The organism is Pseudomonas poae (genome assembly GCA_028869255.1).
Taxonomy (GTDB): domain Bacteria; phylum Pseudomonadota; class Gammaproteobacteria; order Pseudomonadales; family Pseudomonadaceae; genus Aquipseudomonas; species Aquipseudomonas poae_C.
Map to the genome: position 1 here is coordinate 1,775,935 of CP110972.1, position 26,838 is coordinate 1,802,772.

30 protein-coding genes, 1 tRNA gene and 1 pseudogene are annotated in these 26,838 nt (G+C 61.2%); 16 read left to right on the forward strand and 16 right to left on the reverse strand.

Annotation, left to right across the window (positions count from 1 at the left end; translation table 11 throughout):
* Window positions 1-135 precede the first annotated feature (135 nt).
* Window positions 136-1,317, forward strand: coding sequence for a CaiB/BaiF CoA-transferase family protein (locus LRS56_08260; GenBank protein ID WDU64452.1), 1,182 nt, complete (start codon window positions 136-138; stop codon window positions 1,315-1,317).
* Between the two features lie 91 nt (window positions 1,318-1,408).
* Here LRS56_08260 and LRS56_08265 read toward each other — a convergent pair whose 3' ends face one another.
* Window positions 1,409-1,870, reverse strand: a complete 462-nt coding sequence (locus LRS56_08265) for a SprT family zinc-dependent metalloprotease (GenBank protein ID WDU64453.1) — start codon at window positions 1,868-1,870, stop codon at window positions 1,409-1,411.
* Between the two features lie 160 nt (window positions 1,871-2,030).
* On the reverse strand, window positions 2,031-2,633 hold the full coding sequence (locus tag LRS56_08270) for a Yip1 family protein (protein WDU64454.1): 603 nt from the start codon (window positions 2,631-2,633) through the stop codon (window positions 2,031-2,033).
* A 313-nt stretch (window positions 2,634-2,946) separates the two neighbouring features.
* Here LRS56_08270 and ttcA point away from each other — a divergent pair, with 313 nt between their 5' ends.
* The gene (gene ttcA, locus LRS56_08275) at window positions 2,947-3,771 is read left to right on the forward strand and encodes a tRNA 2-thiocytidine(32) synthetase TtcA (GenBank protein ID WDU64455.1); all 825 of its coding nucleotides are present in this window, start codon (window positions 2,947-2,949) and stop codon (window positions 3,769-3,771) included.
* A 67-nt stretch (window positions 3,772-3,838) separates the two neighbouring features.
* A complete protein-coding gene (locus LRS56_08280; GenBank protein ID WDU64456.1) occupies window positions 3,839-4,510 on the forward strand; it encodes a DNA-3-methyladenine glycosylase I in 672 nt (223 codons plus the stop codon).
* 125 nt (window positions 4,511-4,635) lie between these two features.
* Here LRS56_08280 and LRS56_08285 read toward each other — a convergent pair whose 3' ends face one another.
* Genes LRS56_08285 through arsC form a run of 3 tightly spaced genes read right to left on the reverse strand, consistent with a single transcriptional unit; the run spans window position 4,636 to window position 5,988 of the window.
* The gene (locus LRS56_08285) at window positions 4,636-5,040 is read right to left on the reverse strand and encodes a DUF2069 domain-containing protein (GenBank protein WDU64457.1); all 405 of its coding nucleotides are present in this window, start codon (window positions 5,038-5,040) and stop codon (window positions 4,636-4,638) included.
* Window positions 5,024-5,638: an NAD(P)H:quinone oxidoreductase gene (gene wrbA / locus LRS56_08290; GenBank protein ID WDU64458.1), complete on the reverse strand. Its 615-nt coding sequence runs from the start codon at window positions 5,636-5,638 to the stop codon at window positions 5,024-5,026. The genes LRS56_08285 and wrbA overlap by 17 nt, the downstream gene beginning before the upstream one ends.
* The gene (gene arsC, locus LRS56_08295) at window positions 5,635-5,988 is read right to left on the reverse strand and encodes an arsenate reductase (glutaredoxin) (protein ID WDU64459.1); all 354 of its coding nucleotides are present in this window, start codon (window positions 5,986-5,988) and stop codon (window positions 5,635-5,637) included. Before arsC ends, wrbA begins: the two co-directional genes overlap by 4 nt.
* A gap of 115 nt (window positions 5,989-6,103) precedes the next feature.
* On the opposite strand from arsC, the gene LRS56_08300 reads away from it, so the two are divergent.
* A complete protein-coding gene (locus LRS56_08300; protein WDU64460.1) occupies window positions 6,104-6,565 on the forward strand; it encodes a TlpA disulfide reductase family protein in 462 nt (153 codons plus the stop codon).
* A 115-nt stretch (window positions 6,566-6,680) separates the two neighbouring features.
* Here LRS56_08300 and LRS56_08305 read toward each other — a convergent pair whose 3' ends face one another.
* The 4 genes from LRS56_08305 to LRS56_08320 all read right to left on the reverse strand — a co-directional run bounded on the left by LRS56_08305 (window position 6,681) and on the right by LRS56_08320 (window position 11,492).
* Entirely contained in the window at window positions 6,681-7,085 is a 405-nt protein-coding gene (locus LRS56_08305; protein WDU64461.1) for an META domain-containing protein, read from the reverse strand.
* On the reverse strand, window positions 7,082-7,522 hold the full coding sequence (locus LRS56_08310; GenBank protein WDU64462.1) for a hypothetical protein: 441 nt from the start codon (window positions 7,520-7,522) through the stop codon (window positions 7,082-7,084). Before LRS56_08310 ends, LRS56_08305 begins: the two co-directional genes overlap by 4 nt.
* Before the next feature lie 71 nt (window positions 7,523-7,593).
* Window positions 7,594-8,583, reverse strand: a complete 990-nt coding sequence (locus LRS56_08315; GenBank protein WDU64463.1) for a 2-hydroxyacid dehydrogenase — start codon at window positions 8,581-8,583, stop codon at window positions 7,594-7,596.
* 155 nt (window positions 8,584-8,738) lie between these two features.
* Window positions 8,739-11,492 carry a response regulator gene (locus LRS56_08320; GenBank protein ID WDU64464.1) on the reverse strand — a complete coding sequence of 918 codons (2,754 nt, stop codon included), beginning with the start codon at window positions 11,490-11,492 and terminating at the stop codon, window positions 8,739-8,741.
* Between the two features lie 206 nt (window positions 11,493-11,698).
* Here LRS56_08320 and LRS56_08325 point away from each other — a divergent pair, with 206 nt between their 5' ends.
* Window positions 11,699-12,427, forward strand: coding sequence for a response regulator transcription factor (locus LRS56_08325; protein ID WDU64465.1), 729 nt, complete (start codon window positions 11,699-11,701; stop codon window positions 12,425-12,427).
* A complete protein-coding gene (locus LRS56_08330) occupies window positions 12,414-13,784 on the forward strand; it encodes a sensor histidine kinase (protein WDU64466.1) in 1,371 nt (456 codons plus the stop codon). The genes LRS56_08325 and LRS56_08330 overlap by 14 nt, the downstream gene beginning before the upstream one ends.
* A 3-nt stretch (window positions 13,785-13,787) precedes the next feature.
* Here LRS56_08330 and LRS56_08335 read toward each other — a convergent pair whose 3' ends face one another.
* A complete protein-coding gene (locus LRS56_08335) occupies window positions 13,788-14,303 on the reverse strand; it encodes a DUF2062 domain-containing protein (GenBank protein WDU64467.1) in 516 nt (171 codons plus the stop codon).
* Window positions 14,304-14,450: 147 nt separating this feature from the next.
* On the opposite strand from LRS56_08335, the pseudogene LRS56_08340 reads away from it, so the two are divergent.
* The 8 genes and pseudogenes from LRS56_08340 (at window position 14,451) to murB (ending at window position 21,260) form a co-directional block, all read left to right on the forward strand.
* Window positions 14,451-16,663, forward strand: a pseudogene (locus LRS56_08340) (DNA internalization-related competence protein ComEC/Rec2).
* Between the two features lie 76 nt (window positions 16,664-16,739).
* Entirely contained in the window at window positions 16,740-17,375 is a 636-nt protein-coding gene (locus LRS56_08345; protein WDU64468.1) for a MotA/TolQ/ExbB proton channel family protein, read from the forward strand.
* Entirely contained in the window at window positions 17,372-17,800 is a 429-nt protein-coding gene (locus LRS56_08350; GenBank protein WDU64469.1) for a biopolymer transporter ExbD, read from the forward strand. The genes LRS56_08345 and LRS56_08350 overlap by 4 nt, the downstream gene beginning before the upstream one ends.
* Window positions 17,800-18,810, forward strand: coding sequence for a tetraacyldisaccharide 4'-kinase (lpxK, locus tag LRS56_08355; protein ID WDU64470.1), 1,011 nt, complete (start codon window positions 17,800-17,802; stop codon window positions 18,808-18,810). The genes LRS56_08350 and lpxK overlap by 1 nt, the downstream gene beginning before the upstream one ends.
* Before the next feature lie 23 nt (window positions 18,811-18,833).
* On the forward strand, window positions 18,834-19,019 hold the full coding sequence (locus LRS56_08360; protein ID WDU64471.1) for a Trm112 family protein: 186 nt from the start codon (window positions 18,834-18,836) through the stop codon (window positions 19,017-19,019).
* Window positions 19,016-19,780, forward strand: coding sequence for a 3-deoxy-manno-octulosonate cytidylyltransferase (gene kdsB / locus LRS56_08365; protein ID WDU64472.1), 765 nt, complete (start codon window positions 19,016-19,018; stop codon window positions 19,778-19,780). The genes LRS56_08360 and kdsB overlap by 4 nt, the downstream gene beginning before the upstream one ends.
* Complete coding sequence (locus LRS56_08370; protein ID WDU64473.1) at window positions 19,780-20,244, forward strand: low molecular weight phosphotyrosine protein phosphatase; 465 nt, start codon at window positions 19,780-19,782, stop codon at window positions 20,242-20,244. Before kdsB ends, LRS56_08370 begins: the two co-directional genes overlap by 1 nt.
* Window positions 20,241-21,260: a UDP-N-acetylmuramate dehydrogenase gene (gene murB, locus LRS56_08375; protein WDU64474.1), complete on the forward strand. Its 1,020-nt coding sequence runs from the start codon at window positions 20,241-20,243 to the stop codon at window positions 21,258-21,260. Before LRS56_08370 ends, murB begins: the two co-directional genes overlap by 4 nt.
* 55 nt (window positions 21,261-21,315) lie before the next feature.
* Here the strand turns inward: murB and LRS56_08380 are convergent, their stop codons facing one another.
* Entirely contained in the window at window positions 21,316-21,987 is a 672-nt protein-coding gene (locus LRS56_08380) for a Bax inhibitor-1/YccA family protein (GenBank protein ID WDU64475.1), read from the reverse strand.
* 152 nt (window positions 21,988-22,139) lie between these two features.
* Here LRS56_08380 and LRS56_08385 point away from each other — a divergent pair.
* A tRNA-Ser gene (locus tag LRS56_08385) sits at window positions 22,140-22,230 on the forward strand.
* A 147-nt stretch (window positions 22,231-22,377) separates the two neighbouring features.
* On the opposite strand, the gene LRS56_08390 is transcribed toward LRS56_08385, so the two are convergent.
* Together LRS56_08390 and LRS56_08395 are read right to left on the reverse strand one after the other, a co-directional pair.
* Complete coding sequence (locus LRS56_08390; protein ID WDU64476.1) at window positions 22,378-22,632, reverse strand: hypothetical protein; 255 nt, start codon at window positions 22,630-22,632, stop codon at window positions 22,378-22,380.
* Complete coding sequence (locus LRS56_08395) at window positions 22,633-22,851, reverse strand: hypothetical protein (protein WDU64477.1); 219 nt, start codon at window positions 22,849-22,851, stop codon at window positions 22,633-22,635.
* A gap of 309 nt (window positions 22,852-23,160) precedes the next feature.
* Here LRS56_08395 and LRS56_08400 point away from each other — a divergent pair, with 309 nt between their 5' ends.
* Window positions 23,161-23,769, forward strand: a complete 609-nt coding sequence (locus LRS56_08400) for a hypothetical protein (GenBank protein WDU64478.1) — start codon at window positions 23,161-23,163, stop codon at window positions 23,767-23,769.
* Window positions 23,770-23,813: 44 nt separating this feature from the next.
* Here the strand turns inward: LRS56_08400 and LRS56_08405 are convergent, their stop codons facing one another.
* The 3 genes from LRS56_08405 to LRS56_08415 form a co-directional block, all read right to left on the reverse strand.
* Window positions 23,814-24,146, reverse strand: a complete 333-nt coding sequence (locus LRS56_08405) for a hypothetical protein (GenBank protein ID WDU65709.1) — start codon at window positions 24,144-24,146, stop codon at window positions 23,814-23,816.
* A 628-nt stretch (window positions 24,147-24,774) separates the two neighbouring features.
* Window positions 24,775-25,323 (reverse strand): cytochrome b/b6 domain-containing protein, encoded by a 549-nt coding sequence (locus tag LRS56_08410; GenBank protein WDU64479.1) that lies wholly within the window; start codon window positions 25,321-25,323, stop codon window positions 24,775-24,777.
* Window positions 25,320-26,396 carry a catalase family peroxidase gene (locus tag LRS56_08415; GenBank protein ID WDU64480.1) on the reverse strand — a complete coding sequence of 359 codons (1,077 nt, stop codon included), beginning with the start codon at window positions 26,394-26,396 and terminating at the stop codon, window positions 25,320-25,322. The genes LRS56_08410 and LRS56_08415 overlap by 4 nt, the downstream gene beginning before the upstream one ends.
* Between the last annotated feature and the right edge of the window lie 442 nt (window positions 26,397-26,838).

A 26,838-nucleotide genomic window follows, 5' to 3' on the forward strand; every position in this document is an offset into this window, starting at 1 on the left:
GGGCCAATGATAAAGCCGCCTGCACGAAAAAGCCCGCCATGATCAAAACAGTCACTGTCGCTGAGCGTTCTGACGATTGCCGACGGGCGCCAGGCTGCCTAGTCTGTGGGGACTCAAAACCCAAATGGAGTTTCCATGTCAGGTCCCTTGGCGTCGCTTAAAGTGCTGGATTTTTCCACGCTGCTGCCCGGCCCGTTTGCCTCCCTGATGTTGGCGGACATGGGCGCCGAGGTGCTGCGTATCGAGTCGCCTACGCGCATGGACCTGCTGCGGGTGCTGCCGCCGCATGATCAGGGCACCTCCGCGAGCCATGCCTACCTCAACCGCAACAAGCGCAGCCTGGCACTCGACCTCAAGCAGGCCGAAGCGCTGCAGATCGTGTACGAGCTGGTCAAGGAATACGACATCGTCCTTGAGCAATTTCGCCCCGGGGTGATGGGGCGCCTCGGTCTGGGTTACGAAGCGTTGAAGGCGATCAACCCGCGGCTGATTTATGTGTCGATCACCGGTTACGGCCAGACTGGCCCTTACAAGGATCGCGCCGGGCACGACATCAACTACCTGGCGCTGGCCGGGGTGGCCAGTTACACCGGGCGCCAGGGCAGCGGGCCGTTGCCGCTGGGCGTGCAGTTGGCAGATGTGGCGGGCGGGTCGCTGCACGCGGTGGCGGGTTTGCTTGCCGCCGTGATCTCCCGGCATCAGAGCGGCGTCGGTCAATACCTGGATGTGAGCATGACCGATTGCTCATTCAGCCTGAACGCCATGGCCGGCGCCGGTTACCTGGCCTGTGGGGTCGAGCCCGGGTGGGAAAGCCAGGTGCTCAATGGGGGCAGTTTCTACGACTATTACCGCTCGCGTGATGGGCGCTGGATGTCGGTTGGCAGCCTGGAACCGGCGTTTATGCAGCAGCTGTGTGCGGCGTTGGGGCGTCCCGAGTTGGCGGCGCAAGGTTTGTCCCCCGAGCCCCGCGTGCAAAAAGCCCTCAAGGTGGCGCTGCAGGTCGAGTTTGAAAAGCGCAGCTTTGATGAGTTGTGTGAGTTGTTTGCCGGGGTGGATGCGTGCGTGGAGCCTGTTTTGACGCTGAGCGAGGCGGTGGCGCATCCGCAATTGCAGGCGCGGCAGTTGGTGAGCCAGGTGCCCAGGGCGGATGGCTCGAGCCAGGCGCAAATTGCCTGTCCGTTGAAATTTTCCGAGGGGTTGCCAGAGCCTAGGCATATTGGCGCGGCGGTGGGGGCGCACAGTGATGAAGTGCTGGGGGAGTTGGGGTTTAGTGCTCAGCGGATAGTGGATTTGCGACGGGCCAAGGTGGTTGGGTGAATGACCGGGTCCTATCGGGGGCAAGCCCCCTCCCACATTTGATAGGCGCCGCGGTCAAAATGTGGGAGCTGGCTTGCCTGCGAAGAGGTCCTCACTCCACCCGGGTTTCCCCTGTGAATACCAGCGTTTGCCGGCACCGTCTGCACAAATACCGCCGTCCTTGAGCCACCATCCCGTGGCGCTGCGAGGAAAACGGAAAGTCGCTGTCTGCACACGGGCAGCGGTAGATGTAGCGGGTCACCTGGCGGCGCTTCACCGCATAGGTGTGGCAGCGGTCCGGCGGCAGTTCGTAAACCCCGCGCATGATCAGTTGCCATTCCTCGCCGTGGGGCTGGATGCGCTCACCAAACAACTGGTGGGCGATCAGGTGCGCCACTTCGTGGGCCACGGTCTGTTTCAGGAAATGTTGGCTGTTTTCGCGGTACAACTGTGGGTTGAAACGCAGCAGGTTCTCGTGCAAATGCGCGACACCGGCCTTTGGCCCCGCAGCTTGAGGCTGACCTGGGGGCGTTTGAAGCTTCGTTTGAAAAAGGATTCGGCTTGCAGGAAACAATCTTCGACGCGGGTATTGAGTTGCTCGGGCATGCTGTACATATCTCCAGAGATGCCCAGTATGCCGCAAAGCTGAGTGTTTCCGAATCTGTCAGGCGCCGAATGGTCATGCATAACGCACAAAGCCACCTTGCGGTGGCCCTGCCTGCGGGTTAATTCGCTCAGTTGGTATAGATCGGTCCCACGCCCAGGCCCCAGACGATTACGGTAAACGCCATGATCGCCACCAGCACCACCAGCCCTACGGCCAATATCGAGCTGGAAAACAGGAAGCCTTCATCCGGGTCGATGTTCATGAAAGTCGGCACGCCCACATACAGCAGGTACACCGTGTAGCAAATCGCCGCCGTGCCCACCACCATGCCCAGCCACATATGCGGGTAGAGCGCCGCGAGCCCGCCGATAAACAGCGGTGTGGCGGTATAGGTGGCAAAGGCCACGCAGCGCGACATGCTGGGGTTGGCGTCGTAGGTGCGGGCCATCCAGTGAATGAACGCGCCCATCACCGCCACGCCGCCGAGCATGGCCGCGTACGACATGATGGTCATCCATAACGCGCTTTCCTGAGTCAGCATGACCGGCGAACGGTTGCCGATGACCCAGCCCACCTGGGTGGTGCCGATAAACGCGGATACGGCGGGGATCGCCGCAAGAATCAGGGTATGAGTGAGGTACATGTGGCTGATGCTTTCTTCCTTATCGCCACGAATTTCCCGCCATTCCTGGTCGGGATGGGTAAAAAGCCCCACGACGTGATGGATCATGCCAGTCACTCCTGTCGTTATTGCCATCGCCCCCCATCGGAGCGCCCACGGGCCAAATGGCCGCATAAGGTCCTGGATAGTTGTGCGACCTCACGTCGCAGTATAGAAAGGGATGACCGGAAAAACTGTGGGGCTTTAGAGCAAATTGCGCTGTAAACACTGGCGCTAATCGCGTGTAGGTCTGTCAGCGTCGACCAGTTCTACTGGTAGGAGCAGGCAAGCAGCTCCCACCTTGGATCGGCATCGCCCCTTGGCGTATTTTTGCGTAAAATGCTGCGCTTTTCGTCACACACCTCTAGCGGATCCAAGCGCCATGGGCACTCTTACGGTCAACCAGAACAAACTGCAAAAACGCCTGCGTCGCCTGGCCGGTGAAGCGGTCGCCGATTTCAACATGATCGAGGACGGCGACAAGGTCATGGTCTGCCTCTCCGGTGGCAAAGACAGTTACACCCTGCTCGATGTACTGCTGCACCTGCAAAAGGTTGCACCGATCAAGTTCGAGATCGTGGCCGTGAACATGGACCAGAAACAGCCGGGCTTCCCGGAACACGTACTGCCGGCCTACCTCAAAGAACTGGGCGTCGAGTACCACATTGTCGAAAAAGACACCTATTCAGTGGTCAAGGAGCTGATCCCGGAAGGCAAGACCACCTGCTCGCTGTGCTCGCGCCTGCGTCGTGGCACGCTGTACACCTTTGCCGATGAAATCGGCGCGACCAAGATGGCCTTGGGGCATCACCGCGATGACATCGTTGAAACCTTCTTCCTCAATATGTTCTTCAACGGCTCGCTCAAGGCCATGCCGCCCAAGCTGCGGGCCGATGACGGGCGCAACGTGGTGATCCGCCCGTTGGCGTATTGCAACGAAAAGGACATCCAGGCTTACTCCGACTTCAAGCAGTTCCCGATCATCCCGTGCAACCTGTGCGGCTCCCAGGAGAACCTGCAGCGCCAGGTGGTCAAGGAGATGCTGGTGGACTGGGAGCGCAAGACCCCGGGCCGCACCGAAAGCATCTTCCGCAGCCTGCAGAACGTGATCCCCTCGCAGTTGGCCGACCGCAACCTGTTCGACTTCACCAGCCTGAAAATCGACGAGAGCGCCGCGTCGCGCTTCGTTAATGTGGTGAACCTCTGACGCGTTTCAACGCTCTGAAAGACGGCGCTTGCGGGCGCCGTTTTCAATTCAAATCCCAGGAGAGGGCATGCGCGATTACAAGTGGCTGCACGAATATTGTCTGAACCGCTTCGGTTCAGCGGCCGAGCTGGAAGCCCACCTGCCTGTACCCAAGACCCCGGCGCAATTGCGCAAGATCAGCGACGATCGCTACCTGTCGACCCTGGCGCTGCGGGTATTTCGCGCAGGCTTGAAGCACAGTGTGGTGGATTCGAAATGGCCTGCGTTCGAGCAGGTATTCTTCGGTTTTGACCCGGAAAAAGTCGTGCTGATGGGCGCCGAGCACCTGGAGCGCTTGATGCAGGACACGCGGATTATCCGGCACCTGGGCAAGCTCAAGAGCGTGCCGCGCAATGCGCAGATGATTCTGGATATTGAGCAAGAGAAGGGCAGCTTCGGTGCATTTATCGCCGACTGGCCGGTGACCGATATCGTCGGGCTCTGGAAGTACCTGAGCAAGCATGGCCATCAGTTGGGCGGGCTGTCGGCGCCGCGCTTTCTGCGCATGGTGGGCAAGGATACTTTTGTGCCGAGTTATGACGTAGTCGCGGCGTTGAACGCGCAGAAGATCGTCGACAAGGCGCCGACCAGCCTGCGTGACCTGGCGACGGTGCAGGGCGCCTTCAACCAGTGGCATGCCGAGAGTGGGCGGCCGATGTGCCAGCTGTCGATGATGCTGGCTTACACCGTCAACCACTGACCGGCTGTACTGTGGCGAGCGGGCTGTTGTGGCAAGCGGGCTTGCCCGCGTTGGAGTGCGCAGCGCTCCCAAAGATCTTGGGGCCGCTGCGCAGCCCAACGCGGGCAAGCCCGCTCGCCACAAGGTTATTCTGCCAACCGTCGATTGAGCTGATGCCGCCAGCGTACATACAGCAGCGCCGTGCAAAACACCGCCAAGCTCGCGAGCATCTCCAGCACCCCGAACCACTGCCGGTTCGGGTCATACGCCGCCAGCGCGCCCTTGATGAAATACAGGTTCACCACAAAGCACAGCCACGAATGCCCGCGTGCGCTGCCCAGCAGCATCCCCGGCGCTAGTATCAGCAGCGGCACCAGTTCGATCAGCAGGATCACCCACGGGCGTGCACCGTGCAGGTCGGCGATAAACAAGTAATACCCGCACAGCAAGCCCACCAGCGCAAAAAACGCCAGCAGGCTCAATGCTCGCGCCACCTTGACCCGTGGTTCCAGCCACGCCTGGGGCGGCAGGACCTTAGGCTTTCTGGCCACGGCCGTTCTCCAGCAGCGTGGCGGTGCTGGCCAGGCGCAGACCCAGGGCGCGGCACAGGGTGATTTCATGCTGATCGAGCAGGCGCTTGCCGTCGGGCCCTGAGTGGTGGCTGGCGCCGTACGGCGTGCCGCCGCCCTGGGTGTCGAGCAGAGCCTGTTCGCTGTACGGCAGGCCGGTGATCAGCATGCCGTGGTGCAGCAACGGCAGCAGCATCGACATCAGCGTGGTTTCCTGGCCGCCGTGCAGGCTGGCGGTGGAAGTGAATACGCCGGCAGGCTTGCCGACGAGCGCGCCAGTGAGCCACAGGTTGCTGGTGCCATCGAGGAAGTACTCGAGCGGCGCGGCCATATTGCCGAAGCGCGTCGGGCTGCCCAGGGCCAGGCCCGAACAATTCTTCAAGTCGTCGAGGCTGGCATACAGCGCGCCTTCATCCGGGATGCTCGGCGCCACGGCTTCGCACTCGGTGGAGATTGCCGGCACGGTGCGCAAACGCGCCTCCATCCCGCCTTGCTCGATGCCCCGGGCGATCTGCCGGGCCATTTCGCTGACCGAGCCATTGCGGCTGTAATACAACACCAGCACATACGGCGCAGTCACGGCAGAATCTCCAGCACGTTCTCTGGCGGGCGGCCAATAATGGCTTTATCGGCGGTTTCCAGGATCGGGCGTTCCATCAGCTTCGGGTGCTCGGCGATGGCAACAATCAGTTGCGCTTCACTGAGGCCGGCGTCGGCCAGGTTAAGGGCCTTGTATTCGTCTTCGCCGGTGCGCAGCAGTTGGCGTGCGCTGATGCCCAGCTTGCTAAGCAGAGCCTTTAATTGCGCGGCGTTCAGCGGGGTTTCGAGGTAACGAACCACGGTCGGATTCAGGCCGCGTGCTTGCAGCAGTTCGAGCGCTCCGCGAGATTTCGAGCAGCGCGGGTTGTGATAAAGCGTCAGATCGGTCATGTGCGGGTCGCATCTTGCGTAAGGTGGCGGGTATTCTACCCGCGCAGCAACCTGTCCTTAAACCGTTAGAGGCGATAGGTCGCAGCCAACGTTCATTTTTGCGAAGGATTACCCCATGACAAGGCGACTGATCGGTGCATTGGCGATCATCACAACCCTGCTGCTCAGCGGCTGCGGTAATGACTACGGCGTTGACCAGAATGGCCAGAAAGTGGCGGCCGAACGCCTGGACAAACAGTGGCTGGTGGTCAACTACTGGGCCGAATGGTGCGGCCCGTGCCGCACGGAAATCCCCGAACTGAATGCGTTGTCAGAGCAGTTGAAAGGGCAGGGCGTGGGGGTGTTCGGGGTTAACTTCGACAACGTGCAGGGCGCGGAGCTGAAGGAAGCCAGTGACAAGCTGGGGATCAAGTTCACGGTGCTGGCACAGAACCCGGAGGGGATCTTCGATATTCCGCGCAGCGAGGCGTTGCCGGTGACCTACATCATTGATGACAAGGGCAAGGTGCGCGAGCAGTTGATGGGCGAGCAGACGGCGGAAGGGGTGTTGGCCAAACTTAAAGCCTTACGCGGTTAGCTGTGTGGGAGCTGGCTTGCCTGCGATGCGGGCGACCCGGTACGTCTGTAATACCGAGTCGTTGCTATCGCAGGCAAGCCAGCTCCCACAGAAGGCCGGTTGGCAATGAAGTCGATCAGCCTTCTTCCAGCCACAACCGAACAGGCTTGCCTTCAGCGGGCCAGAAGCGCGTCTGTTCGATTGGCGAAATGTCCCAGCGCTGCACGCCTTGCAGGGCCTGGAAGAAGCGCTGTTCCTGCTCCATCAGGGCCTCGGCGCAGAGCTTGCGGGTGCTGCCGATCTTGCCGAAGCTGAGCGTTTTACCCTCCAACGTGTACGGCGCAAACCAGTGGTTGCAGCCGCCATTGCCGTAGGCGCGACCATCGGCGCCAAGGGTGACGGTCAGGTGCGCGTAATCCATCAGCGGCCGCTCACCAATCCATTCCACCACGTAGCTGTGATCCTGCTTGAGCTTGACCGCATCACCGGCGCAGCCTGTCAGGGCCGCACCGAAGGCGGCGAGCAGCAGCAGGCGTTTCATTGCGCGGCCTGCTGACATTTCGGGCAGCGGTGTTTGTCCCCTTCGCTGGCCCAGCCCAACGCTTTGATACGTGCATTGGCGGCCGGCTGCAGCGGCTCTTTGGTCAGCTTGGTTTCCACCGCGAATTCAAACTCCAGCACGCTGTCGCAGCTGTCGCAGTTGACCTTCCAGGTGTGAATCTCCAGTTCGCCGAATTTCGGCCCCTGGGCCATGGCGACCCATTGGCCCGCCGGGCGGATGGAGTAGCGTGCGTCGCCTTCGACGGTCAAGCGCATCGACAGGGTCTTGCTGCCACGCAGGGTGACGATCAGCACGTCGCCGTGCTTGATCGAGCCACCGTTGCCGGTGACCTGGTAACGGCCTGGCACCAGGGCGCGGCATTCGATAAGGGTGTGTTGCGGGCTCAGCAAGCTGAAGCGGAAATCGTGTTCGGCCATGGATCCTCCAAATAGGCGCGGCATCCTATCACGGGTGCCTGCTCATCATGAGCGTGGTATGTGACCGCTGATCATCCTTCGACGAGGTTCTGCGCCCGGCCCTCGGCCCAGGCGGCAATGTTGGCCAGGGTGGTGCCGGCGATCGCCGCCAGGGCCTCACGGGTGAGGAAGGCCTGGTGCGCGGTGATGATCACGTTGGGGAAGGTCAGCAGGCGGGCGAGCACGTCGTCCTGCAAGGGCAGGTCGGAGCGGTCCTCGAAAAACAGCTGGGCTTCTTCCTCGTATACATCCAGCCCCAGGTAGCCGAGCTGGCCGTCCTTGAGGGCTTCGATCAAGGCCGGCGTGTCGACCAGGCCACCGCGACCGGTGTTGATCAGCATCGCACCGGGCTGCATCTGCGCCAGGGAGCGGGCGTTGATCAGGTGTTTGCTGTCGGCGGTCAGCGGGCAGTGCAGGCTGATGATCTGGGCCTCGGCCAGCAGCTCGGGCAAGCTCACGTAGCGCGCGCCGAGCGCCTGCACCTGCGGGTTGGGGAAGGGGTCGTAGGCCAGCAATTGGCAGCCGAACCCGGCCATGATCCTGGCGAACGTAGCGCCGATCTGCCCGGTGCCGACCACGCCGACGGTCTTGCCTACCAGGTCGAAACCGGTGAGGCCATGCAAGCTGAAATCGCCATCACGGGTGCGGTTGTAGGCGCGGTGCAAGCGGCGGTTGAGGGCGAGAATCAGCGCCACCGCGTGTTCGGCCACCGCGTGCGGCGAATAGGCGGGCACCCGCACGAGGGTCAGGCCCAGGCGCTTGGCGGCGGGCAGGTCAACATGGTTGTAACCTGCCGAGCGCAGGGCGATCAGCCGTGTACCGCCTTGGGCCAGGTGTTCCAGCACCGGGGCGCTGAGGTCGTCGTTGATAAAGGCGCAGACCACTTCGTGGTGTTCGGCCAGGGCCACGGTGTCGAGGTTGAGTCGGGCGGGTTGGAATTGCAATTCCACACCCGCCGCCCGCGGCTCGCCGAGAAAGCTGTCACGGTCGTACTGCTGGCTGCTGAAAAGAATCACGCGCATCAAGAAAGCTCCCTGCAATTTATCCGTTGGATACGCTGACCAATGTGGGAGGGGGCTTGCCCCCGATAGCGTCGTGTCAGTTGAAATATCTGTTACTGACAGACCGTAATCGGGGCAAGCCCCTCCCACAGTTGATAAGCGCCCGCAAAAAGGGGTTAGGCGCTGACGCGTGCCTCACTGGCCAGCCGGGCAATCGCCATGTCCAGTTCGTCCAGCGCGTGCATGGCTTTGGCGTCGTCCTGCTTGAGCAGGGTTTCGGCACGTTGGCAGGCGGCGCGCAGTTGCGGTACGCCGCAGTAGCGGGTGGCGCCATGCAGGCGGTGGACGCGCTCGATCAGGGCGTTGTTGTCATTCGCGTCACGGGCGAGGTTGATGGCCAGGCGGTCGGCATCCAGCGACGCCAGCAGCATGGCGAGCATGTCGGCGGCCAGGTCAGCCTTGCCGGCGGCCAGGCGCAGGCCCTCTTTGTGGTCCAGTACCGGCAGTTGTACGCCGGGGCCGGTGCCGTCAGTGCTGGTGTCCGGCCCCTGGTTGCGCAGGGCGAGGCCGGTCCATTTCAACACCACCTGGGCCAGTTGCCGCTCGCTGATGGGTTTGGTCAGGTAGTCGTCCATGCCGCTTTGCAGCAAGGCGCGTTTTTCGTTGGCCATGGCGTGGGCGGTGAGGGCGACCACCGGCAACGGCGTGCCGTGGCGCTCGCTCTCCCACTGGCGGATCGCCTCGGTGCTCTGGCGGCCGTCCATGCCCGGCATTTGTACGTCCATCAGCACCAGGTCGAAGGTGTCCTGTTTCACTGCATCGACCGCCGCATACCCGCTTTCGACCGCCCGCACGCGTGCGCCCATGTCTTCGAGCAGGGTCTGCACCAGCAGCAGGTTTGCCGGGTTGTCATCCACGCACAGTACACGCGGTGCACGGCTGGACAGCGGTTCGCCCGGTTCGCTGCGCGAGGGGCGCGGGCTGATCAGGTCGGACAGCGCCCGACGCAGCTTGCGGGTGCAGGCCGGTTTGGCCTGCAACTGGCTGTTGGGGTTGGGCACCGACTGGTTGAACAGCATCTGTTCGGTGGTGGGGCACAGCACCAGCACCTTGCAACCCAGGTGTTCGAGGTCCCACAGGTGCTGGTTGAGGCGCTCGGGCGGGATGTCGTTGGCGGTGACGCCGAGTACCGCCAGGTCGATGGCCAGCTCGGTTTGATGGGCGCTGGTGATGCCGTTGGTCAGACTCTCGAGGGTGTTGAACGGCGTCACTTCCAGGCCGCAGTCTTCCAACTGATGTTGCAGGGCCTGGCGCGCCAGTTCGTGGTTTTCCAGCACCGCCACGCGGTGGCCCAGCAGCGGCGCGCACGGCAGGTCTTCAACATCATCGCGGGTCTTGGGCAGGTTCAGGCTGATCCAGAACTCCGAGCCTTCGCCCGGCGTACTGTCGACGCCAATTTCACCGCCCATCTGCTCGATCAGCCGCTTGGAAATCACCAGGCCCAGCCCCGTGCCGCCGGGTTGGCGCGACAGCGAGTTATCCGCCTGGCTGAAGGCCTGGAACAGCGCACGCACATCCTGGCTGGACAGGCCGATGCCGGTGTCCTGCACGCTGATGCGCAGTTGCACGCTGTCTTCCTGCTCGTCCTCGATCATCGCCCGGGCAACGATGGTGCCTTCGCGGGTGAACTTGATCGCGTTGCTGATCAGGTTGGTCAGGATCTGCTTGAGGCGCAGCGGATCACCTACCAGCGCCAGCGGCGTGTCGCGGTACACCAGGCTCACCAGTTCCAGCTGCTTGGCATGGGCGGCGGGGGCGAGGATGGTCAGGGTGTCTTGCAGCAAGTCCCGCAGGTTGAAGGGGATGCTGTCGAGCACCAGCTTGCCGGCCTCGATCTTCGAGAAATCCAGAATCTCGTTGATGATGCCCAGCAGGTTGTCGGCGGATTTTTCGATGGTGCCCAAGTAGTCCAGTTGGCGCGGGGTCAGCTCGCTTTTTTGCAACAAGTGAGTAAATCCAAGGATGCCATTGAGCGGCGTGCGGATTTCATGGCTCATGTTGGCCAGGAACTCCGACTTGATACGGCTGGCCTCCAGGGCCTCCTTGCGCGCCAAGTCCAGCTCGATGTTCTGGATCTCGATGGTTTCCAGGTTCTGGCGCACATCTTCGGTGGCCTGTTCGATGCTGTGTTGCAGTTCTTCCTGGGCATTTTGCAGGGTTTCGGCCATGCGGTTGATGCCCGAGGCGAGCTGGTCGAGTTCCTGGCTGCCCAGCGCGGGCAGGCGGGTTTCCAGGTTGCCGTCCTTGAGTTGGGCCACGGCTTGCTTGATCAGGCCGATCGGGGAATTGATGGTGCGGCTGATGCGCAGGGCGATGGCGGCGGTGCAGATCAAGCCGATGGCAATCAGCAGCAGGCTGGCGAACAGACTGCGGTAGCCGCGCAGCAACATGCCGTTGTGGGACAGTTCCACCTCGACCCAGCCCAGCAGGCGGTCGGCTTCATCGGGGATCAGGTCGCCGGCGAGGTTGCGATGGCGGCCGAACACGGGCAACAGGTAGCGCGTGGCGTCATTGCCGGTGCGCTGCAGCAGGTGCGAGCTGTTGCCGACGGGCGGCTGGTTGAGCATGGTCGGGCCGGCATGCGCGAGGGGCGTGCGGTCGGGGCCGAGGAATGACACGGCGCGCACGTCCTGCTGCTCCAGGGATTGGGTGGCGATACGTTCCAGCAGGTCGGTGTTGCGCGCGCTCAGCGCAGGTGCCACCAGCGGCGCCAACTGCTCGGCGATCATTTCCCCGCGTTGCAGCAATTGGGTCTGCAACTCCGAGAGCTGCATCCAGGTGAAGTAGCCCCCCAACAACAGGGCCATCAGGCTGGTCGGTAATAAGGTCAGCAACAGTACGCGGCCTTTTATCCCCATTCTTCTAAGCACGCCACTCTCCTGCTACCACAGTGTTATCGATGATGGGTGCGGGCATCCGGCCCGAACCACCTGCGCAGTGTAGCCATTTGCGCCGCATGGAATCTTGCAAATTAGTGACAGACGGCAATCTTCGGGCGCCTTGGGTGCCGGTTGGCGATTGCCTGGGGCGGGGTAATCTTGAATAATCAGTGATTGAGAATGACTTGCAGACGCTAATGAATCCCGCAGCAGCTGGCCTACCCAGTATCCTCACCATTGAAGATGACCCCGTGCTGGGCGCCTATGTGCACGAGCACCTGGGCCGTTGTGGCTTCCAGGTCACCTGGTGCCAGAACGGCCAACAGGGCCTGCAAATGGCACGCGACCAGGCGTTCGACGTGGTGTTGATGGACATCCTGTTGCCCGGGCTGGATGGTTTGTCGATCCTCACCCAACTGCGCCAGAGCCATGCGATCCCGGTGATCCTGATGTCGGCCCTGGGCGCTGAAGCCGATCGCGTGAGCGGTTTTCGCCTGGGGGCCGATGACTACCTGCCCAAACCGTTCAGCATGATCGAGCTGCGGGTGCGCATCGAAGCCATCCTGCGCCGTGTGGCTCTGGATCGGCGCCCGTTGCCTGCCCTGGCGCCGGTGCGCGACGATGCCCGCACGCTGCGTTTCGACGATGAACGGTGCGATGTGTTCCATCAGGACCACTGGGCCGGCCTGACCCGCAGCGAATACCGCCTGCTGGAAACCCTGCACCGCAACAGCGAAGAAGTCCTCAGCAAAGCCTTCCTTTACCAGCATGTGCTGCAACGCGGGTATGCCCCGCATGACCGCAGCCTCGACATGCATATCAGCCAGATTCGCCGCAAGCTCAAGGCCATCGGCTACAGCGAGCGTGAAGTGCGCACGGTGTGGGGCAAGGGCTATGTATTGAGCGGCCACGATGACGCTGTTTGAAAAACCCTTGAAGCAATTGCCGGGCAGGCACTCGTTGTTCTGGAAACTCGCCTGCCTGTTGATCGCCTTCTGCTTGCTGATGATCTGGCTCAGTTGGTCCTGGGGCCGCTACATGGAAGAACAGAACGCGTACCTGGCCGAGGAGTCCCGCGAGGTGCTCAAAGGCTATGCGGCAGGCGCCGAGCTGGCCTGGACGACCCAGGGGCGTGCCGGCGTGGACGCGTGGTTACAGGTGATGGCCAAGCATGAGCCGACCTGGGTTGGCGTGATCGGCAGTGACCTGCAATCGCTTAGCAGCACGCCGCTGACCCACAAGGAAAGCCAGCGCCTGACCTTTTTGCGCGGGCTGGACTGGCCGGTCAGCCGGCATGTGAAGGGCTTGCCGTGGCTGAAAATCGCGTTTCCCGTCGACCCCGGCGCCGGCTCGCTGGTGATCGAATTGCCACAACGTTTTTTGCCGGGGCGCTACCAAGTGTTCTGGCGGGTGGTGACCAATGGCGTGATCCCCGGCCTGTTTACCCTGTTGCTGTGCATCGGCCTGTATCGGCTGTTGATCATGCCCCTCAATCAGTTGCGCGAACAGGCCAATGCCTGGCGCGCTGATCAGTTGAATACGCGGTTGTCCGTTGCTGCCACCAGCCGCCAGGATGAGCTGGGCGAACTGGGCCGGGCGTTCGACCATATGTCCGAGCGTTTGCAGGGGACGGTGCTATTGCAGCAGCAATTGCTGCGGGATATGTCCCATGAACTGCGCACGCCATTGAGCCGTTTGCGGGTGGCCTGCGACAGTGAGCAGGACCTGACGCAACTGCGTGAGCGGCTGGGGCGTGAGATCGACGCCATGCAGCGTCTGGTTGAGGACAGCCTGCAACTGGCCTGGCTGGACACTGAACGGGCGCCGTTGCCCGAGGAAGCCATCCAGCTTCAGGCCCTGTGGGACATGCTGCGCGAAAACGCGTGCTTTGAAAGCGATTGGCCTGCATCGCGCCTGCCGTGCCTGTTGGGCGCCGAGTGTTGGGTGCGCGGCAACCTGAATACCCTGGCTCAAGCGTTGGAAAACATCCTGCGTAACGCGATCCGGCATTCCCCGGCACACGGTGTTGTCCGCCTGGACGGCAGGCGGGATGGCGAGCACTGGCACCTGTGGCTGGAGGATGAGGGTGGCGGCATCGATGAGCAGGATCTGGAACGGATCTTTGCGCCGTTTACCCGCCTGGACGGTTCACGCCCGGGCGATGGCGGCTTCGGCCTGGGCTTGAGCATCGCCCGCAACGCCGTGCAGCGTCAGCAAGGCAGCCTGTGGGCGGAAAACACCGGTGTTGGCCTGCGCGTGCATCTGCGCCTGCGGGCGGGCTGAGCGTCAGGCGCGCCGCTGTTTGCGCTTCTTCCACTGGTGCGCCACCCACCAGCGCCAGTAACCCATGGTCAGGCAATAGGCCAGTGCGCCCAACACCAATCCTAATACCACCGAGCCCAGCAGGAACGGCTGCCATAACGTGCTCAATTGGTCGCTGATCCATTCCCAGGTCAGGTCGTGAGGCAGGTGGCGGGCCGGCACATTCATCAGCCAGGCGCCGGTCATGTAGGTGCAGACAAACACCACCGGCATGGTGATCGGGTTGGTCAGCCACACCAGGCTGACGGCGATGGGCATATTGCCGCGTACGGTAATCGCCAGGACTGCCGCCAGCAACATCTGCAAGGGGATCGGGATAAATGCCGCGAACAAGCCCACTGCCATGGCTCGCGCCACGGAGTGCCGGTTCAGGTGCCAGAGGTTGGGGTCATGCAGCAACGTGCCGAGAAACTGTAATGACTTGTGTTCCCTGATACTGGTGGGATCGGGCATGTACCGTTTGAATAAGCGCCGGGGCATAAGGGGTCCAGGTCAATTCGAGGGGCAAGTATGCCCGCATTCTATAAACAGAAAATTCAGACTTTGTGACAAAACATCATAGGCCGTGCTGGATACCCGACTAAGACTGAGTGGATCACTGGTAAAGGATGATTCATGAAGACAGGGATGTTCGCGCTCGCACTCGGGTTACTTTCGCTGCGATTTCTACCGGCACTGCCTGGCGGCCTATGGCTGCTGGCAATGTTGGTCGCGGTCTTGATGCTGTTGCCGTTTCGCACCTATCCGCTGGCGTTTTTTTTGTTGGGGTTAAGCTGGGCCTGCATCGGCGCGCAATCGGCCCTGGATGATCGCCTGAGGCCGGCACTGGATGGCCAGACACGCTGGGTAGAGGGGCGGGTAACCGGGTTGCCGCAACGCACCGGCGACGGGGTGCGCTTTGAACTGGCCGACAGCCGGTCACGCACGGCGCGGCTGCCCAGACGCATTCGCGTGTCCTGGCGCGGCGGGCCCGAGGTGCACAGCGGCGAACGCTGGCGCCTGGCGATCACGCTTAAACGGCCGTCCGGCTTGCTGAATTTTCATGGGTTTGATCAGGAAGCCTGGCTGTTGGCCAATCGTATCGGCGCGACCGGCTCGGTGAAGGACGGCCAGCGCCTGGCACCGGCTCGGGACGCCTGGCGTGACGGCGTGCGCCAACGTCTGATGGCAGTGGATAGCCAGGGGCGGGAAGCCGGCCTGGCTGCACTCGTATTGGGCGACGGCTCCGGTTTGGCCACCGAGGATTGGCAGGTGTTGCAGGCCACCGGCACCGTGCACCTGTTGGTGATTTCGGGTCAGCATATTGGCTTGTTGGCGGGCCTGATCTACGGGCTGGTCGCGGGGCTGGCGCGCTACGGATGCTGGCCGCGAACCTGGCCGTGGCTGCCCTGGGCGTGCGGCCTGGCGTTTGCCGCTGCGCTGAGTTATGGCCTGCTGGCAGGGTTTGGCGTGCCGGTGCAGCGCGCGTGTGTGATGGTGGGGTTGGTGTTGCTGTGGCGTTTGCGTTTTCGCCATCTGGGAATCTGGTGGCCGTTGCTGCTGGCGCTTGATGCTGTGCTGCTGTTTGAGCCATTGGCCAGTTTGCAGCCGGGCTTCTGGCTGTCCTTTGCGGCGGTGGCAGTGCTGGCCCTGGCGTTCGCCGGGCGGCTGGGGCCGTGGCGCTTGTGGCAGGCATGGACCCGGCCGCAATGGTTGATCGCCATCGGCCTGTTTCCGCTATTGCTGGTACTGGGGCTGCCCATCAGCCTGAGTGCGCCGCTGGCCAATCTGGTTGCTGTGCCCTGGATCAGTCTGGTGGTGTTGCCGCTGGCGCTGTTGGGCACGGCGTCGCTACCGTTGCCATTGGTGGGGGAGGCACTGTTGTGGCTGGCCGGTGGCGCGCTGGACGGGTTGTTCAAGGGCCTGGCCTGGCTCGCCGGGCAAGTTCCCGCCTGGGTTCCGGCCGAGGTGCCGTTGGGGTATTGGTGGGTGAGCCTGATAGGCGCGGTACTGTTGTTGCTGCCCAGCGGTGTGCCGTTTCGTGTGCTGGGCTGGCCAATGCTGTTGCTGGCGGTGTTCCCCCTCGCGAGCTGGTGCCCCATGGGCAGGTGGACGTGGTGCAGCTGGATGTCGGGCAGGGGCAGTCGGTGGTTCTGCGCACACGCCATCACACGCTGCTTTACGATGCCGGGCCGCGCTCGGGAGCGTTCGACCTGGGCGAGCGGGTGGTGCTGCCGTCACTGCGAAAGCTTGGGGTCGATGCGTTGGACCTGCTGTTACTCAGCCACGCCGATGCCGATCACGCCGGTGGCGCGGCGGCTATTGCCAAAGGGCTGCCGATCAAGCGTGTAATCGGTGGCGAAACCGAGGGGTTGCCGGCCTTCCTCGGCACACAAGCCTGCATCAGCGGTGAACAATGGACATGGGATGGCGTGTCTTTCGAGCTATGGCAATGGCCTGACGCGACTAACGGCAACGCTAAATCCTGTGTATTGCAGGTGCAGGCCAAGGGCGAGCGTCTGTTGCTGACCGGTGATATCGACCGCGACGCCGAACGGGCCTTGCTCGCCTCGCCGCTGGCGGTGCCCACCGATTGGCTGCAAGCCCCCCATCATGGCAGCCGCAGCTCGTCTTCAAGGCCGTTTCTGCAGCGGCTGGCGCCCAGCTCGGTGTTGATATCACGGGGGCGTGGCAATGCGTTCGGCCATCCGCATCCGCAGGTGATGGCGCGTTACCAGGCCCTGGGCAGCCGGGTTTACGACAGCGCGGAGCAGGGGGCCGTACGCCTGCAACTGGGGGCCTTTGCGCCACCGGTTGTTGCGCGCAGTCAACGCCGGTTCTGGCGCGAACCGTTACCTTAGCGGCGGGTATGGCCGGCGAACCCCGCTGGCGAACCTATATGGTAAAGTGGCGCACTTTTTCGAGGGGACATTCACTGTGTGGGAATTGGTCAAATCCGGCGGCTGGATGATGTTGCCGATCATCATGAGCTCCATCGCCGCACTCGGCATCGTTGCCGAACGCCTGTGGACCCTGCGCGCCAGCCGCGTCACCCCCGAGCACCTGCTGGGGCAGGTCTGGGGCTGGATCAAGAACAAGCAGCTGGACAAGCAAAAGCTCAAGGAACTGCGCGCCGACTCGCCATTGGGTGAAATCCTCGCCGCCGGCCTGGCGAACTCCAAGCATGGCCGCGAGATCATGAAAGAGTGCATCGAAGAGGCCGCCGCCCGGGTCATCCATGAACTGGAGCGTTATATCAATGCGCTCGGCACCATTGCCGCCATGGCGCCGTTGCTGGGCTTGTTGGGCACGGTGCTGGGCATGATCGATATTTTCAGCTCATTCATGGGCTCGGGCATGACCACCAACGCCGCGGTGTTGGCCGGTGGTATTTCCAAAGCGCTGATCACCACGGCGGCGGGCCTGATGGTGGGTATTCCGTCGGTGTTCTTCCACCGCTTCCTGCAACGGCGCATCGATGAACTGGTGGTCGGCATGGAGCAGGAAGCCATCAAGCTGGTGGAAGTGGTGCAGGGCGACCGCGACGTGGATCTGGTCGAGGGCAAAGCGTGAAATTTCGCCGCAAGCAACGGGAAAATGTCGACATAAACCTCGCGTCGCTGATCGACGTGGTGTTTATCCTGCTGCTGTTTTTCGTCGTGACCACCACGTTTACCCGGCAAACCGAGCTGCGCGTCGACTTGCCGGAAGCGGTGAGCGGCTCCCCGGCCGAAGACCAGGAAGTCAAGCAACTGGATATCGCCATCAGCGCCGATGGGGTGTTTTCGGTGAATAACCAGCTGTTGGAGAAAAACGACCTGAACAGCCTGATGGAAGCCCTGCAGAAAGAATCCGGCGGGGATACCAAGATGCCACTGTCGATCAGTGCCGATGGCAAGACCCAGCACCAAGCCGTGATCACTGCGATGGACGCCGCCGGCAAGCTCGGTTTCAGCCATCTGCGCATGAGCACCGTCGAGGCGGCGAGCCAACCCTGATGGCCATGTCCGATCGTTTGCTTAAAGCCTGGTACGAGGGCCATCCGGCCCTCACGCTGTTGCGGCCTCTGGAGTTCCTGTATCGCCGGGTGGTGGCGGGCAAGCGTGCGCGCTTCCTGGCGGGCGAGGGCGAGATTTATCAGGCGCCGGTGCCGGTGGTGGTGGTCGGTAATATCACGGTGGGTGGCACCGGCAAGACACCGTTGATTCTCTGGTTGATCGAGCACTGCCGACGCAGCGGCTTGCGTGTGGGGGTGGTCAGCCGCGGCTATGGCGCCAAGCCACCGCAATTGCCGTGGCGGGTCGAGGCCAGTCACAGCGCCGACGTGGCCGGTGACGAGCCGTTATTGATCGTGCAGCGCTGCGGCGTGCCGTTGATGATCGACCCCGACCGCAGCCGCGCCGTCAAAGCGCTGCTGGCGAGCGAAACCCTGGACCTGATCCTCTCCGACGACGGCCTGCAGCATTACCGCCTGGCCCGTGACCTGGAACTGGTACTGATCGACGCCGCCCGCGGCCTAGGCAATCGCCTTTGCCTGCCGGCCGGGCCATTGCGCGAGCCGGTGGAGCGCCTGCAGAGTGTCGACGCGCTGCTGTATAACGGCGCACAGGCTGACCGTGACGACGGCTTTGCCTTTCGCCTGCAACCCGGTGCGCTGGTCAACCTGCACACTGGCGAGCGCCGGCCGGTGGATCACTTCCCGGCGGGCCAGCAGGTGCATGCGGTCGCCGGCATCGGCAACCCGCAACGTTTCTTCAATACCCTTGAAACGCTACACTGGCAGCCAATACCGCATGCTTTTGCCGACCACGCGCCGTACAGCGCCGAGGTCTTGAATTTTACGCCGTCACTCCCGCTGGTCATGACCGAAAAGGACGCGGTGAAGTGCCGCGCCTTTGCCCGGCCCGACTGGTGGTACCTTGCAGTGGATGCCGTGCCGTCGCCAGCGTTCGTCGCCTGGTTCGACACGCAGCTGATGCGTCTGCTGCCCGCCCGTCTTTTGCCTTAAACGCTGCTATCCAGGAAACATTCATGGACACCAAACTGCTCGACATCCTCGCTTGCCCGATCTGCAAAGGCCCGCTCAAGCTCAGCGCCGACAAAACCGAGCTGATCAGCAAAGGCGCCGGCCTGGCTTACCCGATCCGTGATGGCATCCCGGTGATGCTGGAAAGCGAAGCCCGCACCCTGACCACCGACGAGCGTCTGGATAAATGACTACAGCCTTTACCGTGGTCATTCCCTCCCGCTATGCCTCGACCCGTCTGCCGGGCAAGCCGCTGCAACTGATCGGCAACAAGCCGATGATTCAGCTGGTGTGGGAACAAGCCTGCAAAAGCAGCGCCGAGCGCGTGGTAGTGGCCACCGATGACCCGCGTATCATCGAAGCCTGTAAGGCTTTTGGCGCCGAAGCGGTGCTGACCCGCGAAGACCATAACTCCGGCACCGACCGCCTGGCCGAAGTCGCCACCCAGCTTGGCCTGGCGCCTGATGCCATCGTGGTCAACGTGCAGGGCGACGAGCCGTTGATCCCACCGAGCGTGATCGACCAGGTAGCTGCCAACCTCGCGGCCCATGGCGAAGCGCGCATGGCGACCCTGGCCGAGCCGATCGAAGATATCCAAACGCTGTTCAACCCGAACGTGGTCAAGGTGGTCAGCGATATCAACGGCCTGGCGCTGACCTTCAGCCGTTCGACCCTGCCCTGGGCGCGTGATGCATTCGCCAGGCACCCCGATGCGCTGCCGGAAGGCGTGCCCTATCGCCGCCATATCGGCATCTACGCTTACCGCGCCGGGTTCCTGCATGACTTCGTCAGCTGGGGCCCGTGCTGGCTGGAAAACACTGAATCCCTGGAGCAACTGCGTGCCCTGTGGCACGGCGTGCGTATCCACGTGGGCGATGCCCTGGAAGCGCCGCCGGCCGGTGTTGATACCCAGGAAGACCTTGAGCGCGTCCGTCGCCTGTTGGGGGCGTAATGGAGGTTTTGTTCGTCTGCCTGGGCAATATCTGCCGCTCGCCCACCGCAGAAGGCGTCCTGCGCAATAAGTTGCGCGAAGCGGGGCTGGCGGGGCAGGTGGAGGTGGCGTCCGCCGGTACTGGCGATTGGCATGTCGGCAACCCGCCGGACCAGCGCAGCCAACGTGCGGCGCTGGTGCGCGGCTACGATCTGTCGGCCCAGCGTGCGCAGCAGGTCAGCCGCGCCGATTTTGCGCGCTATGACCTGATCCTGGCGATGGACCACAGCAACCTGCGCAACCTCAAGGCCATGCAGCCGGGTCAGGGCAAGGCCGAACTCGACCTGTTCCTGCGCCGCTTCGAGGCTGAAGTGGACGAAGTGCCTGATCCTTATTACGAGGGCGAGCAAGGTTTCGAACGGGTCCTGGACCTGATCGAGCGGGCCTGTGATTTATTGGTGATCGAATTGAAGGGGCGGTTATGACCTTGCAGGTGCTTGCGCAGGTATCGCTCAAGCCATTCAACAGTTTTGGCATTGATGTGCGCGCCCAACTGTTCGCCGAAGCCCGCAGCGACGACGATGTGCGTGAGGCGTTGGCCTACGCCGCCGCAAATGCCATGCCTCTGCTGGTGATCGGGGGCGGCAGCAACCTGCTGCTGACCCAGGACATCTGCGCGTTGGTGCTGCGTATGGCCACCCAAGGCATCCGTGTGCTGCACGACGACGGCGTGCAAGTGGTGGTTGAAGCCGAGGCAGGCGAAGCCTGGCACCCGTTTGTGTTGTGGACCCTGGAACAGGGCTTTTGCGGCCTGGAAAATCTCAGCCTGATCCCCGGCACCGTCGGCGCGGCGCCGATGCAGAACATCGGCGCCTATGGTGTGGAGATCAAGGACGTATTCGCCGGCCTGACCGCCCTGGATCGCCACACCGGCGAGCTGCGGGATTTCAACCTGGAGGCATGCAATTTCGCCTACCGCGACAGCCTGTTCAAGCACGAAACCGGGCGTTGGCTGATCCTGCGCGTGCGCTTTGCCCTAAGCCGCGCCAGCCACCTCAAACTCGACTACGGCCCGGTGCAGCAGCGCCTGGCCGGGCAGGGGATCACCGAGGCGACGCCGAGTGATGTGAGCCGGGCAATCTGTAGCATTCGCCGCGAAAAACTGCCGGACCCGGCGCAGTTGGGTAATGCCGGGAGCTTCTTCAAGAACCCGCTGGTGTCTCAGGCGCTGGCCGCAGAGCTACAGGGCCAGTATCCGGACCTGGTGGCCTATCCACAGGCCGATGGGCAGATGAAGCTTGCTGCCGGCTGGCTGATCGACAAGGCTGGCTGGAAGGGCTTTCGCGAAGGCGATGCCGGCGTGCACAAGCTGCAAGCGCTGGTGCTGGTGAACTATGGGGGGGCCTCTGGGCACGACATTGCCAACCTGGCCCAGCGTATCCAGCGGGATATTGCCGAGCGTTTTAGGGTTCACCTGGAAATGGAACCCAACCAGTATTAAGCGAAAAAAATGCCCCGTATCTTTCGATACGGGGCATTTTTTATACGGCTATGAATCAGTCGTCGCGGCTCATGATGCCGAAGATCTGCAACAGGCTGATAAACAGGTTGTAGATCGATACATACAGGCTGACGGTTGCCATGATGTAGTTACGCTCACCGCCGTGGATGATTGCGCTGGTCTGGAACAGGATGCACACCGAGGAGAACAGCACAAAGCCTGCGCTGATCGCCAGTTGCAGACCGCTGATCTGGAAGAACATGCCTGCGACCACAGCTGCCAGCAACACAAAGAAGCCTGCGGTGATGAAACCACCCAGGAAGCTCATGTCCTTGCGGGTAATAAGCACATAGGCCGACAGACCACCAAACACCAGTGCAGTCATGGCAAATGCCGAGCTGACCACTTCCGCGCCCCCGGCCATGCCCAGGTAACGGTTGAGGATCGGGCCGAGGATAAAGCCCATGAAACCGGTCAAGGCAAACGCCGACACCAGGCCCCAGGCCGAGTCACGCAGCTTGTTGGTCAGGAAGAACAGACCATAGAAGCCGATCAGCACCACAAAGATATTTGGGTAGCCGACGCGCATCTGCTGCGCCACGAACGCCATCACGCCGCTGAATGCGAGGGTAAGGGCGAGCAAGCCATAGGTGTTGCGCAACACGCGGCTGACTTCAAGCTGCTCAGCCTGCGCGTTACCATTCACTGCGTAATTCTGTTCGCGCATGGCGACACTCCTTCAGTTTTGAAACATTCAGTCGCAAGGATCATAACAGACGCTCTGTAACAAGCGATGGCGAGAGTTTGACAGTGTGTTTCATTCGGGTATTATGGCGCCCGCTGAGACGGGATAGGCTACTATAATCCTGTGATGCATAAGGGAAATTGGCAGAGTGGTTGAATGCACCGGTCTTGAAAACCGGCGAACGTTAATAGCGTTCCCAGGGTTCGAATCCCTGGTTTCCCGCCAAGATTCAAACGAAAGCCCCGCACTGGCGGGGGCTTTTGTGTTTTTTGGCGTTAGGCAAACCTGGCATTTTGAAAGATGGCTCGTTCCACGCAACGCGAACACGCTGCGATCAGCGGGTCGGCGTATAAAAAGCCCTACCGACCCCCGCTATTCAGCCTTCCCCCGCACAATCCTCCCCGACTTCACCTCATCCGCATACCCGCTGAGCTTTTCCTGCTGAGCGGTGAGCAATTTCCGCATTTTCATCAGGGCAATGGCCGTATCGGGTGATTGAGCGAGCCCTGCGATAGTGGTCAGCTCGGCTGCCGACCAGGCGATAATTGCCGTCGCATCTTCAAGGTCGTAAAACAGTTCCTGCTGGGGTGTCCTGGGGCCGTCGAGATTTTCCATCAGATCTGCCATTTACGCGGGTCGTCCATAGAAGTGGTTCAGCGCTATCAGTTCAGTCACCGCCACGAAAACGCAGAGCAGGACAAAACCGGGACTGAACACCCGCTTGCGACCGGATGAGCCGCCGCCGAGCCCGGAGTCGTTGCCATAGTCAGGGATCAGCATAAGGAAAGCCAGGCAAGCCAAGACGCCAACCTTGCTCCAGAAGCTCTGTTCTCGCCATGCAGTCATGTGCTTACCCTGGGCTCTGTCTTTAAACGGCCATTGAATTCCATTCCGCGAGTATTACGGGTGCTCCCATCTCCTTGCAAATCTGCATTCTCATAATTCATTGCACAGTAGAGAGCACCCGCGATAAGAGAATGGCGGTTGGCGAACAGCTCACCAAGCGTGTCGTCAGCAGATGCACGAAGCCCATCCAGAGGAAAAGCCTTAGCTTCGTGATGCACTGAACCTTCGGTAGACTGCGATGGTTGGCTGGGCTGCTGGCGTTGTGACGGCCTGTTCATCTACACCTCTAAATCTGTCGAAGGCGTATCAATGTTCAAATACTTTTGGCCTGCCATTGTGTTTTCATTTCTAACGGGCTGTACAAACACCTCGGTTATCAGTCAACAACAACTGAATTCGTCCAGCACGCCTGTTGCACACTCATTCAAGCAAGCCCTCCAACTGGCACCCTCGACCCCATTACCGATCAACCGTGGTTTATTTCCAGAACGCTGGGAGATCACAGCAACCAATCCACGCCTCGAAGTTGGGCAGGTACCGGGTAATTACCGGGTGTTCGACTTCCAGCTGCGCAAGGGGCAAGCCTACGTCATCAACGTCAATTCCATGTGCAACAACCTGTGCTTCGGCTTTTCGAAAACCGTATTGAAACCCCGTCTGGCAGTGGTCGATGCGCAGGGTAACGTCGTAGCTGACCACCTGGCAGGGCAGAATCCTTTGACGGTTGAGTGGTCCGGTATTGCGCCAGCCGACGGCAGGTATTTTCTGATTGTCGCTGCGGATAATCAAACGCTAGGCCAGACGGTGTTCACCATGAATGCACCCGTGCCGGGATACACTGGCATGACAGTTCCGGTTGGTATGGCGAGCGCGCCGTTCGGTAAAGTGATTGCGTATGTGGCGTTTCCCGATGGGTGAAGCAACTACGTACACCCGTCTTTGCACAGGTCGGCAGGCTTCACTTACATTGTTTTGACAGACACCACTTCCACGAACCTGAATTTCTTTCTCGCGGCCCTGGTGGCTTCTTGCTCAGCAACCAGGGAACTCAGCGTGTCAGCCTCGTGCACGATCTCGTGCATCTTGCCTTCAAATTCATTGCCCACCCGCAGTGTGACTTTCAATCTGGGGGTAAAGCCTTTTGAGACTGGGTTTTTCTTCGCGGTTTTTAGCGGCTGGGCAGGCACTTTTTCCGGGACGATCTCCGGTACTGGAGCGATAACTGTTGGCGCATGAGGCTCAGGTTCACCGAACAGCGCCCGACGCATCTCTTCTTCTGTCAATTTTGAATTCATACTGTTTCTCGAAAAACTCATTGTTTTTAACTTGGCCAGTCTATCAGCCAGGCCGGACGCTGTAGTGTCAACCTTCATCCGCATGAACCGCGACAACGAGGCAAGCATCTGACCTTCGGTGCTAAGATCGCCAGGATTATTCCCCACACGGACAGTGAAATGACCCGCTATTTCAAAAGCCCAGACAGTGACCAGGTTGAAGAGGTCGATGCGTTTCAGGTTCTGGCAATATTGTTTCTGGGTGCGATCTATCTTCTTTTTGCCGGCCTTTGGCGGCACTTGTTGATCTGGGTTGTCGCGATAGGGCTGGGGTTTCTTGCAGGCCCGCCGTGGGCGGCCATACCTATTGGGGGTTGCCACTCATCTACTGTTTCTTGATACGCAAAATTGTAGCTGACGAGTATTTGAAGAAGGGTTGGGTGGAAGTGCCCGAGCCAACGCCCGCAGTGAAGAAAGAGGCGCCATCCGTTCAGTCTCCCGCAGAGTAGTTACGTTGAATCAAGCCCAGCCCAGTGCTGGGCTTTTTGCATCTGGCGCGCTCAAAGATGCCACTTCAACCTTATGCCCACCCAAAGAAGTAGCGGCAGGCGGATCTCTCTTTCAGCATGCCCGCAGAGGACGTGGCGAATCACTTGTTCGGGCCAAACCCCATTCGACTGAAAACACCATCGCGCTTGATCCATACATGAAATAGCGCTGCCGCCAAATGCAGCAGGATCAATGCAAAGAACGCATAGGCCAGCAGTGCGTGGGTTTGCTGCAGCGCTGCGTACAGTCGCGGATCAGGCTGTACCAGCACCGGAAGCGCCTTGCCAAGGACGCTGGGTGTTGGATAACCCCCTGCTGAAAGCATGGCCCAGCCAATCAGGGGGAGCATCGTCATCAGGCCATAAAAGGCAAGGTGTACCGCCGCCAATCCGTACGTGTGCCATAGCGTCAGCCCCTCCGGCGACGTGGGTGAGGGGCTGAGCCACCGATTGCAGATGCGCATGACGGCGAGTACGAAAATGCCTACGCCCAGCAATAAGTGGGCGCTCAGCAGCTGCGGTCGCCATTGCAGCGCACTGCTCATTGCAACGCCGATGAACAGGGTGGACAACAGCAGAACGGCCATTAACCAGTGGAGCAGGCGGCCAGTGAGGTTGTAGCGCTTGGGCCGAAGGTTGGGGGCTTTCATGGCGTCACCTCTTTGCCGGGGGCGTGGTCGCCGTTCTCGCGTTGTCGCAGGTTGAACGATTTTGCATAAACCCCTGATCGTGCGTGCAGGATCGGGTCATCCGAAATCTCGATCCCGTTCGGGACAATGGTGGGGTCAAAGTTGATATCGCGACATGCGCCGGTCGCCTGTTGGCTCACTGCGTTCACGTTCAGCGTTCCTGCATTGATCCGCTGCCGGCTCTCAGGCCACGGCTGTGAAGGGTCAAGAACGGGGTCGGTCGCCTCCGCAATGGTTACCACCAGGTCCCATACAAGCGGCTCGGCAGCAAGCCGGGTTTGAAGCTCGTCGAATAAATCCTGCGATTGGGCTTTTTCGCGCGCGTCTGCCGGCCAGGCGCTGAACGGGAGGCGTGGCTGTAACGCCCAGCGAACGAAGCGTTTGTGCTGCTGCGCGGAAATAAACACGAACGTGTTGATGCTGTTGAATTGGGTGACGGCGAAACTGCTGGCCCAGGGGGCGTTTTCAGACCACAGGGCAAGTTTTCTCGCTTGCGGGTGGGCTTGGTAGAACGCCTCAACCCGGGCCGGCACTGGCGCGTGGGAAGTGGCATCAGGCTCAAATGCGCTGATCATCGCTACCAGTTCCTCAACGGTCGCAGTGGCGGAGAAGGGGCTGTTCACCATTGCAATGCGCCATTCACCGCCTTCGAGATCCTTAAGCTGCAGCGATAGGCTCAAGTCGCGGCTGGTGTTATCCGCTGCGTGCGGGTTGTCAGACCCCAGGGAAAAACGCCCCACTACAGGGCTGGATGCTCCCCTGAAGACCGCTGCAGACGAAAGCTCGGCCGCTTGTCGAGTGGGGGCGAACTGCCCGCTGAAGCACATGCCTTTGCCGTGTGCGCGTCTGAAACCCGCCGGGAACGGATGTGGAGCATCTTTGACAAGCACAGCCAACACCTGCCCGGAGGTGAGCCGGCCTTGGCCGATCCACCCTGCCAGCCAGGCAAATGCGAACGCCAAACCGGCAACAATGAAACCGATACAGAGTGCCGAGCACCCGCGTGATCGAAATGTTGAAAGAAAACGCGACAAATCCCACTACCTCCGAAACAAGCGGCCATCCGCATTGCGGCAGTCAGTGGCGAAATGTCTCGAAAGAGTTCCAGCGTTACTGGCAGATTGTATTCGCGGCGAGCCGCACGCGCCGTCACGTGACGGGGGACGGGTGTGGCGCTGTATGTGAAGCAGTTACCAGGGCTTTTGCGATTTTTGCGGCATGTCCATTTTTGACGCGCAAAGTATCCCTACGCCGCACCCGCCGCTGACTTTCAAAGCCGTCGTGTACCACTCAGCAGAAAAGCTGAGCCACCGAAAGCAGGCAAATCATCTGGACAACCATTTGCGCTCGAATGGGATGTTTCATGGTCCTGACCTCCCCAACAACTGTTGGTACTTTTGAGTATAGGTCGTGAAACGGATTCTTGACGGTTCAATGGAGCCAAACGCCCGGCAGGTGCTGCTTACAACTATCTGC

Coding starts and splice junctions, on each gene's coding strand:
- ttcA (WDU64455.1), top strand. CDS start 2,947: ATGGGCACTCTTACGGTCAACCAGAACAAACTGCAAAAACGCCTGCGT.
- LRS56_08325 (WDU64465.1), top strand. CDS start 11,699: ATGAATCCCGCAGCAGCTGGCCTACCCAGTATCCTCACCATTGAAGAT.
- murB (WDU64474.1), top strand. CDS start 20,241: ATGACCTTGCAGGTGCTTGCGCAGGTATCGCTCAAGCCATTCAACAGT.
- LRS56_08410 (WDU64479.1), bottom strand. CDS start 25,323: ATGAAAGCCCCCAACCTTCGGCCCAAGCGCTACAACCTCACTGGCCGC.
- LRS56_08395 (WDU64477.1), bottom strand. CDS start 22,851: ATGACTGCATGGCGAGAACAGAGCTTCTGGAGCAAGGTTGGCGTCTTG.
- LRS56_08330 (WDU64466.1), top strand. CDS start 12,414: ATGACGCTGTTTGAAAAACCCTTGAAGCAATTGCCGGGCAGGCACTCG.
- LRS56_08315 (WDU64463.1), bottom strand. CDS start 8,583: ATGCGCGTGATTCTTTTCAGCAGCCAGCAGTACGACCGTGACAGCTTT.
- LRS56_08310 (WDU64462.1), bottom strand. CDS start 7,522: ATGGCCGAACACGATTTCCGCTTCAGCTTGCTGAGCCCGCAACACACC.
- LRS56_08270 (WDU64454.1), bottom strand. CDS start 2,633: ATGATCCATCACGTCGTGGGGCTTTTTACCCATCCCGACCAGGAATGG.
- LRS56_08280 (WDU64456.1), top strand. CDS start 3,839: ATGCGCGATTACAAGTGGCTGCACGAATATTGTCTGAACCGCTTCGGT.
- LRS56_08370 (WDU64473.1), top strand. CDS start 19,780: ATGGAGGTTTTGTTCGTCTGCCTGGGCAATATCTGCCGCTCGCCCACC.
- arsC (WDU64459.1), bottom strand. CDS start 5,988: ATGACCGATCTGACGCTTTATCACAACCCGCGCTGCTCGAAATCTCGC.
- LRS56_08260 (WDU64452.1), top strand. CDS start 136: ATGTCAGGTCCCTTGGCGTCGCTTAAAGTGCTGGATTTTTCCACGCTG.
- kdsB (WDU64472.1), top strand. CDS start 19,016: ATGACTACAGCCTTTACCGTGGTCATTCCCTCCCGCTATGCCTCGACC.
- lpxK (WDU64470.1), top strand. CDS start 17,800: ATGGCCATGTCCGATCGTTTGCTTAAAGCCTGGTACGAGGGCCATCCG.
- LRS56_08400 (WDU64478.1), top strand. CDS start 23,161: ATGTTCAAATACTTTTGGCCTGCCATTGTGTTTTCATTTCTAACGGGC.
- LRS56_08305 (WDU64461.1), bottom strand. CDS start 7,085: ATGAAACGCCTGCTGCTGCTCGCCGCCTTCGGTGCGGCCCTGACAGGC.
- LRS56_08335 (WDU64467.1), bottom strand. CDS start 14,303: ATGCCCCGGCGCTTATTCAAACGGTACATGCCCGATCCCACCAGTATC.
- LRS56_08380 (WDU64475.1), bottom strand. CDS start 21,987: ATGCGCGAACAGAATTACGCAGTGAATGGTAACGCGCAGGCTGAGCAG.
- LRS56_08390 (WDU64476.1), bottom strand. CDS start 22,632: ATGGCAGATCTGATGGAAAATCTCGACGGCCCCAGGACACCCCAGCAG.
- LRS56_08300 (WDU64460.1), top strand. CDS start 6,104: ATGACAAGGCGACTGATCGGTGCATTGGCGATCATCACAACCCTGCTG.
- LRS56_08360 (WDU64471.1), top strand. CDS start 18,834: ATGGACACCAAACTGCTCGACATCCTCGCTTGCCCGATCTGCAAAGGC.
- LRS56_08405 (WDU65709.1), bottom strand. CDS start 24,146: ATGAATTCAAAATTGACAGAAGAAGAGATGCGTCGGGCGCTGTTCGGT.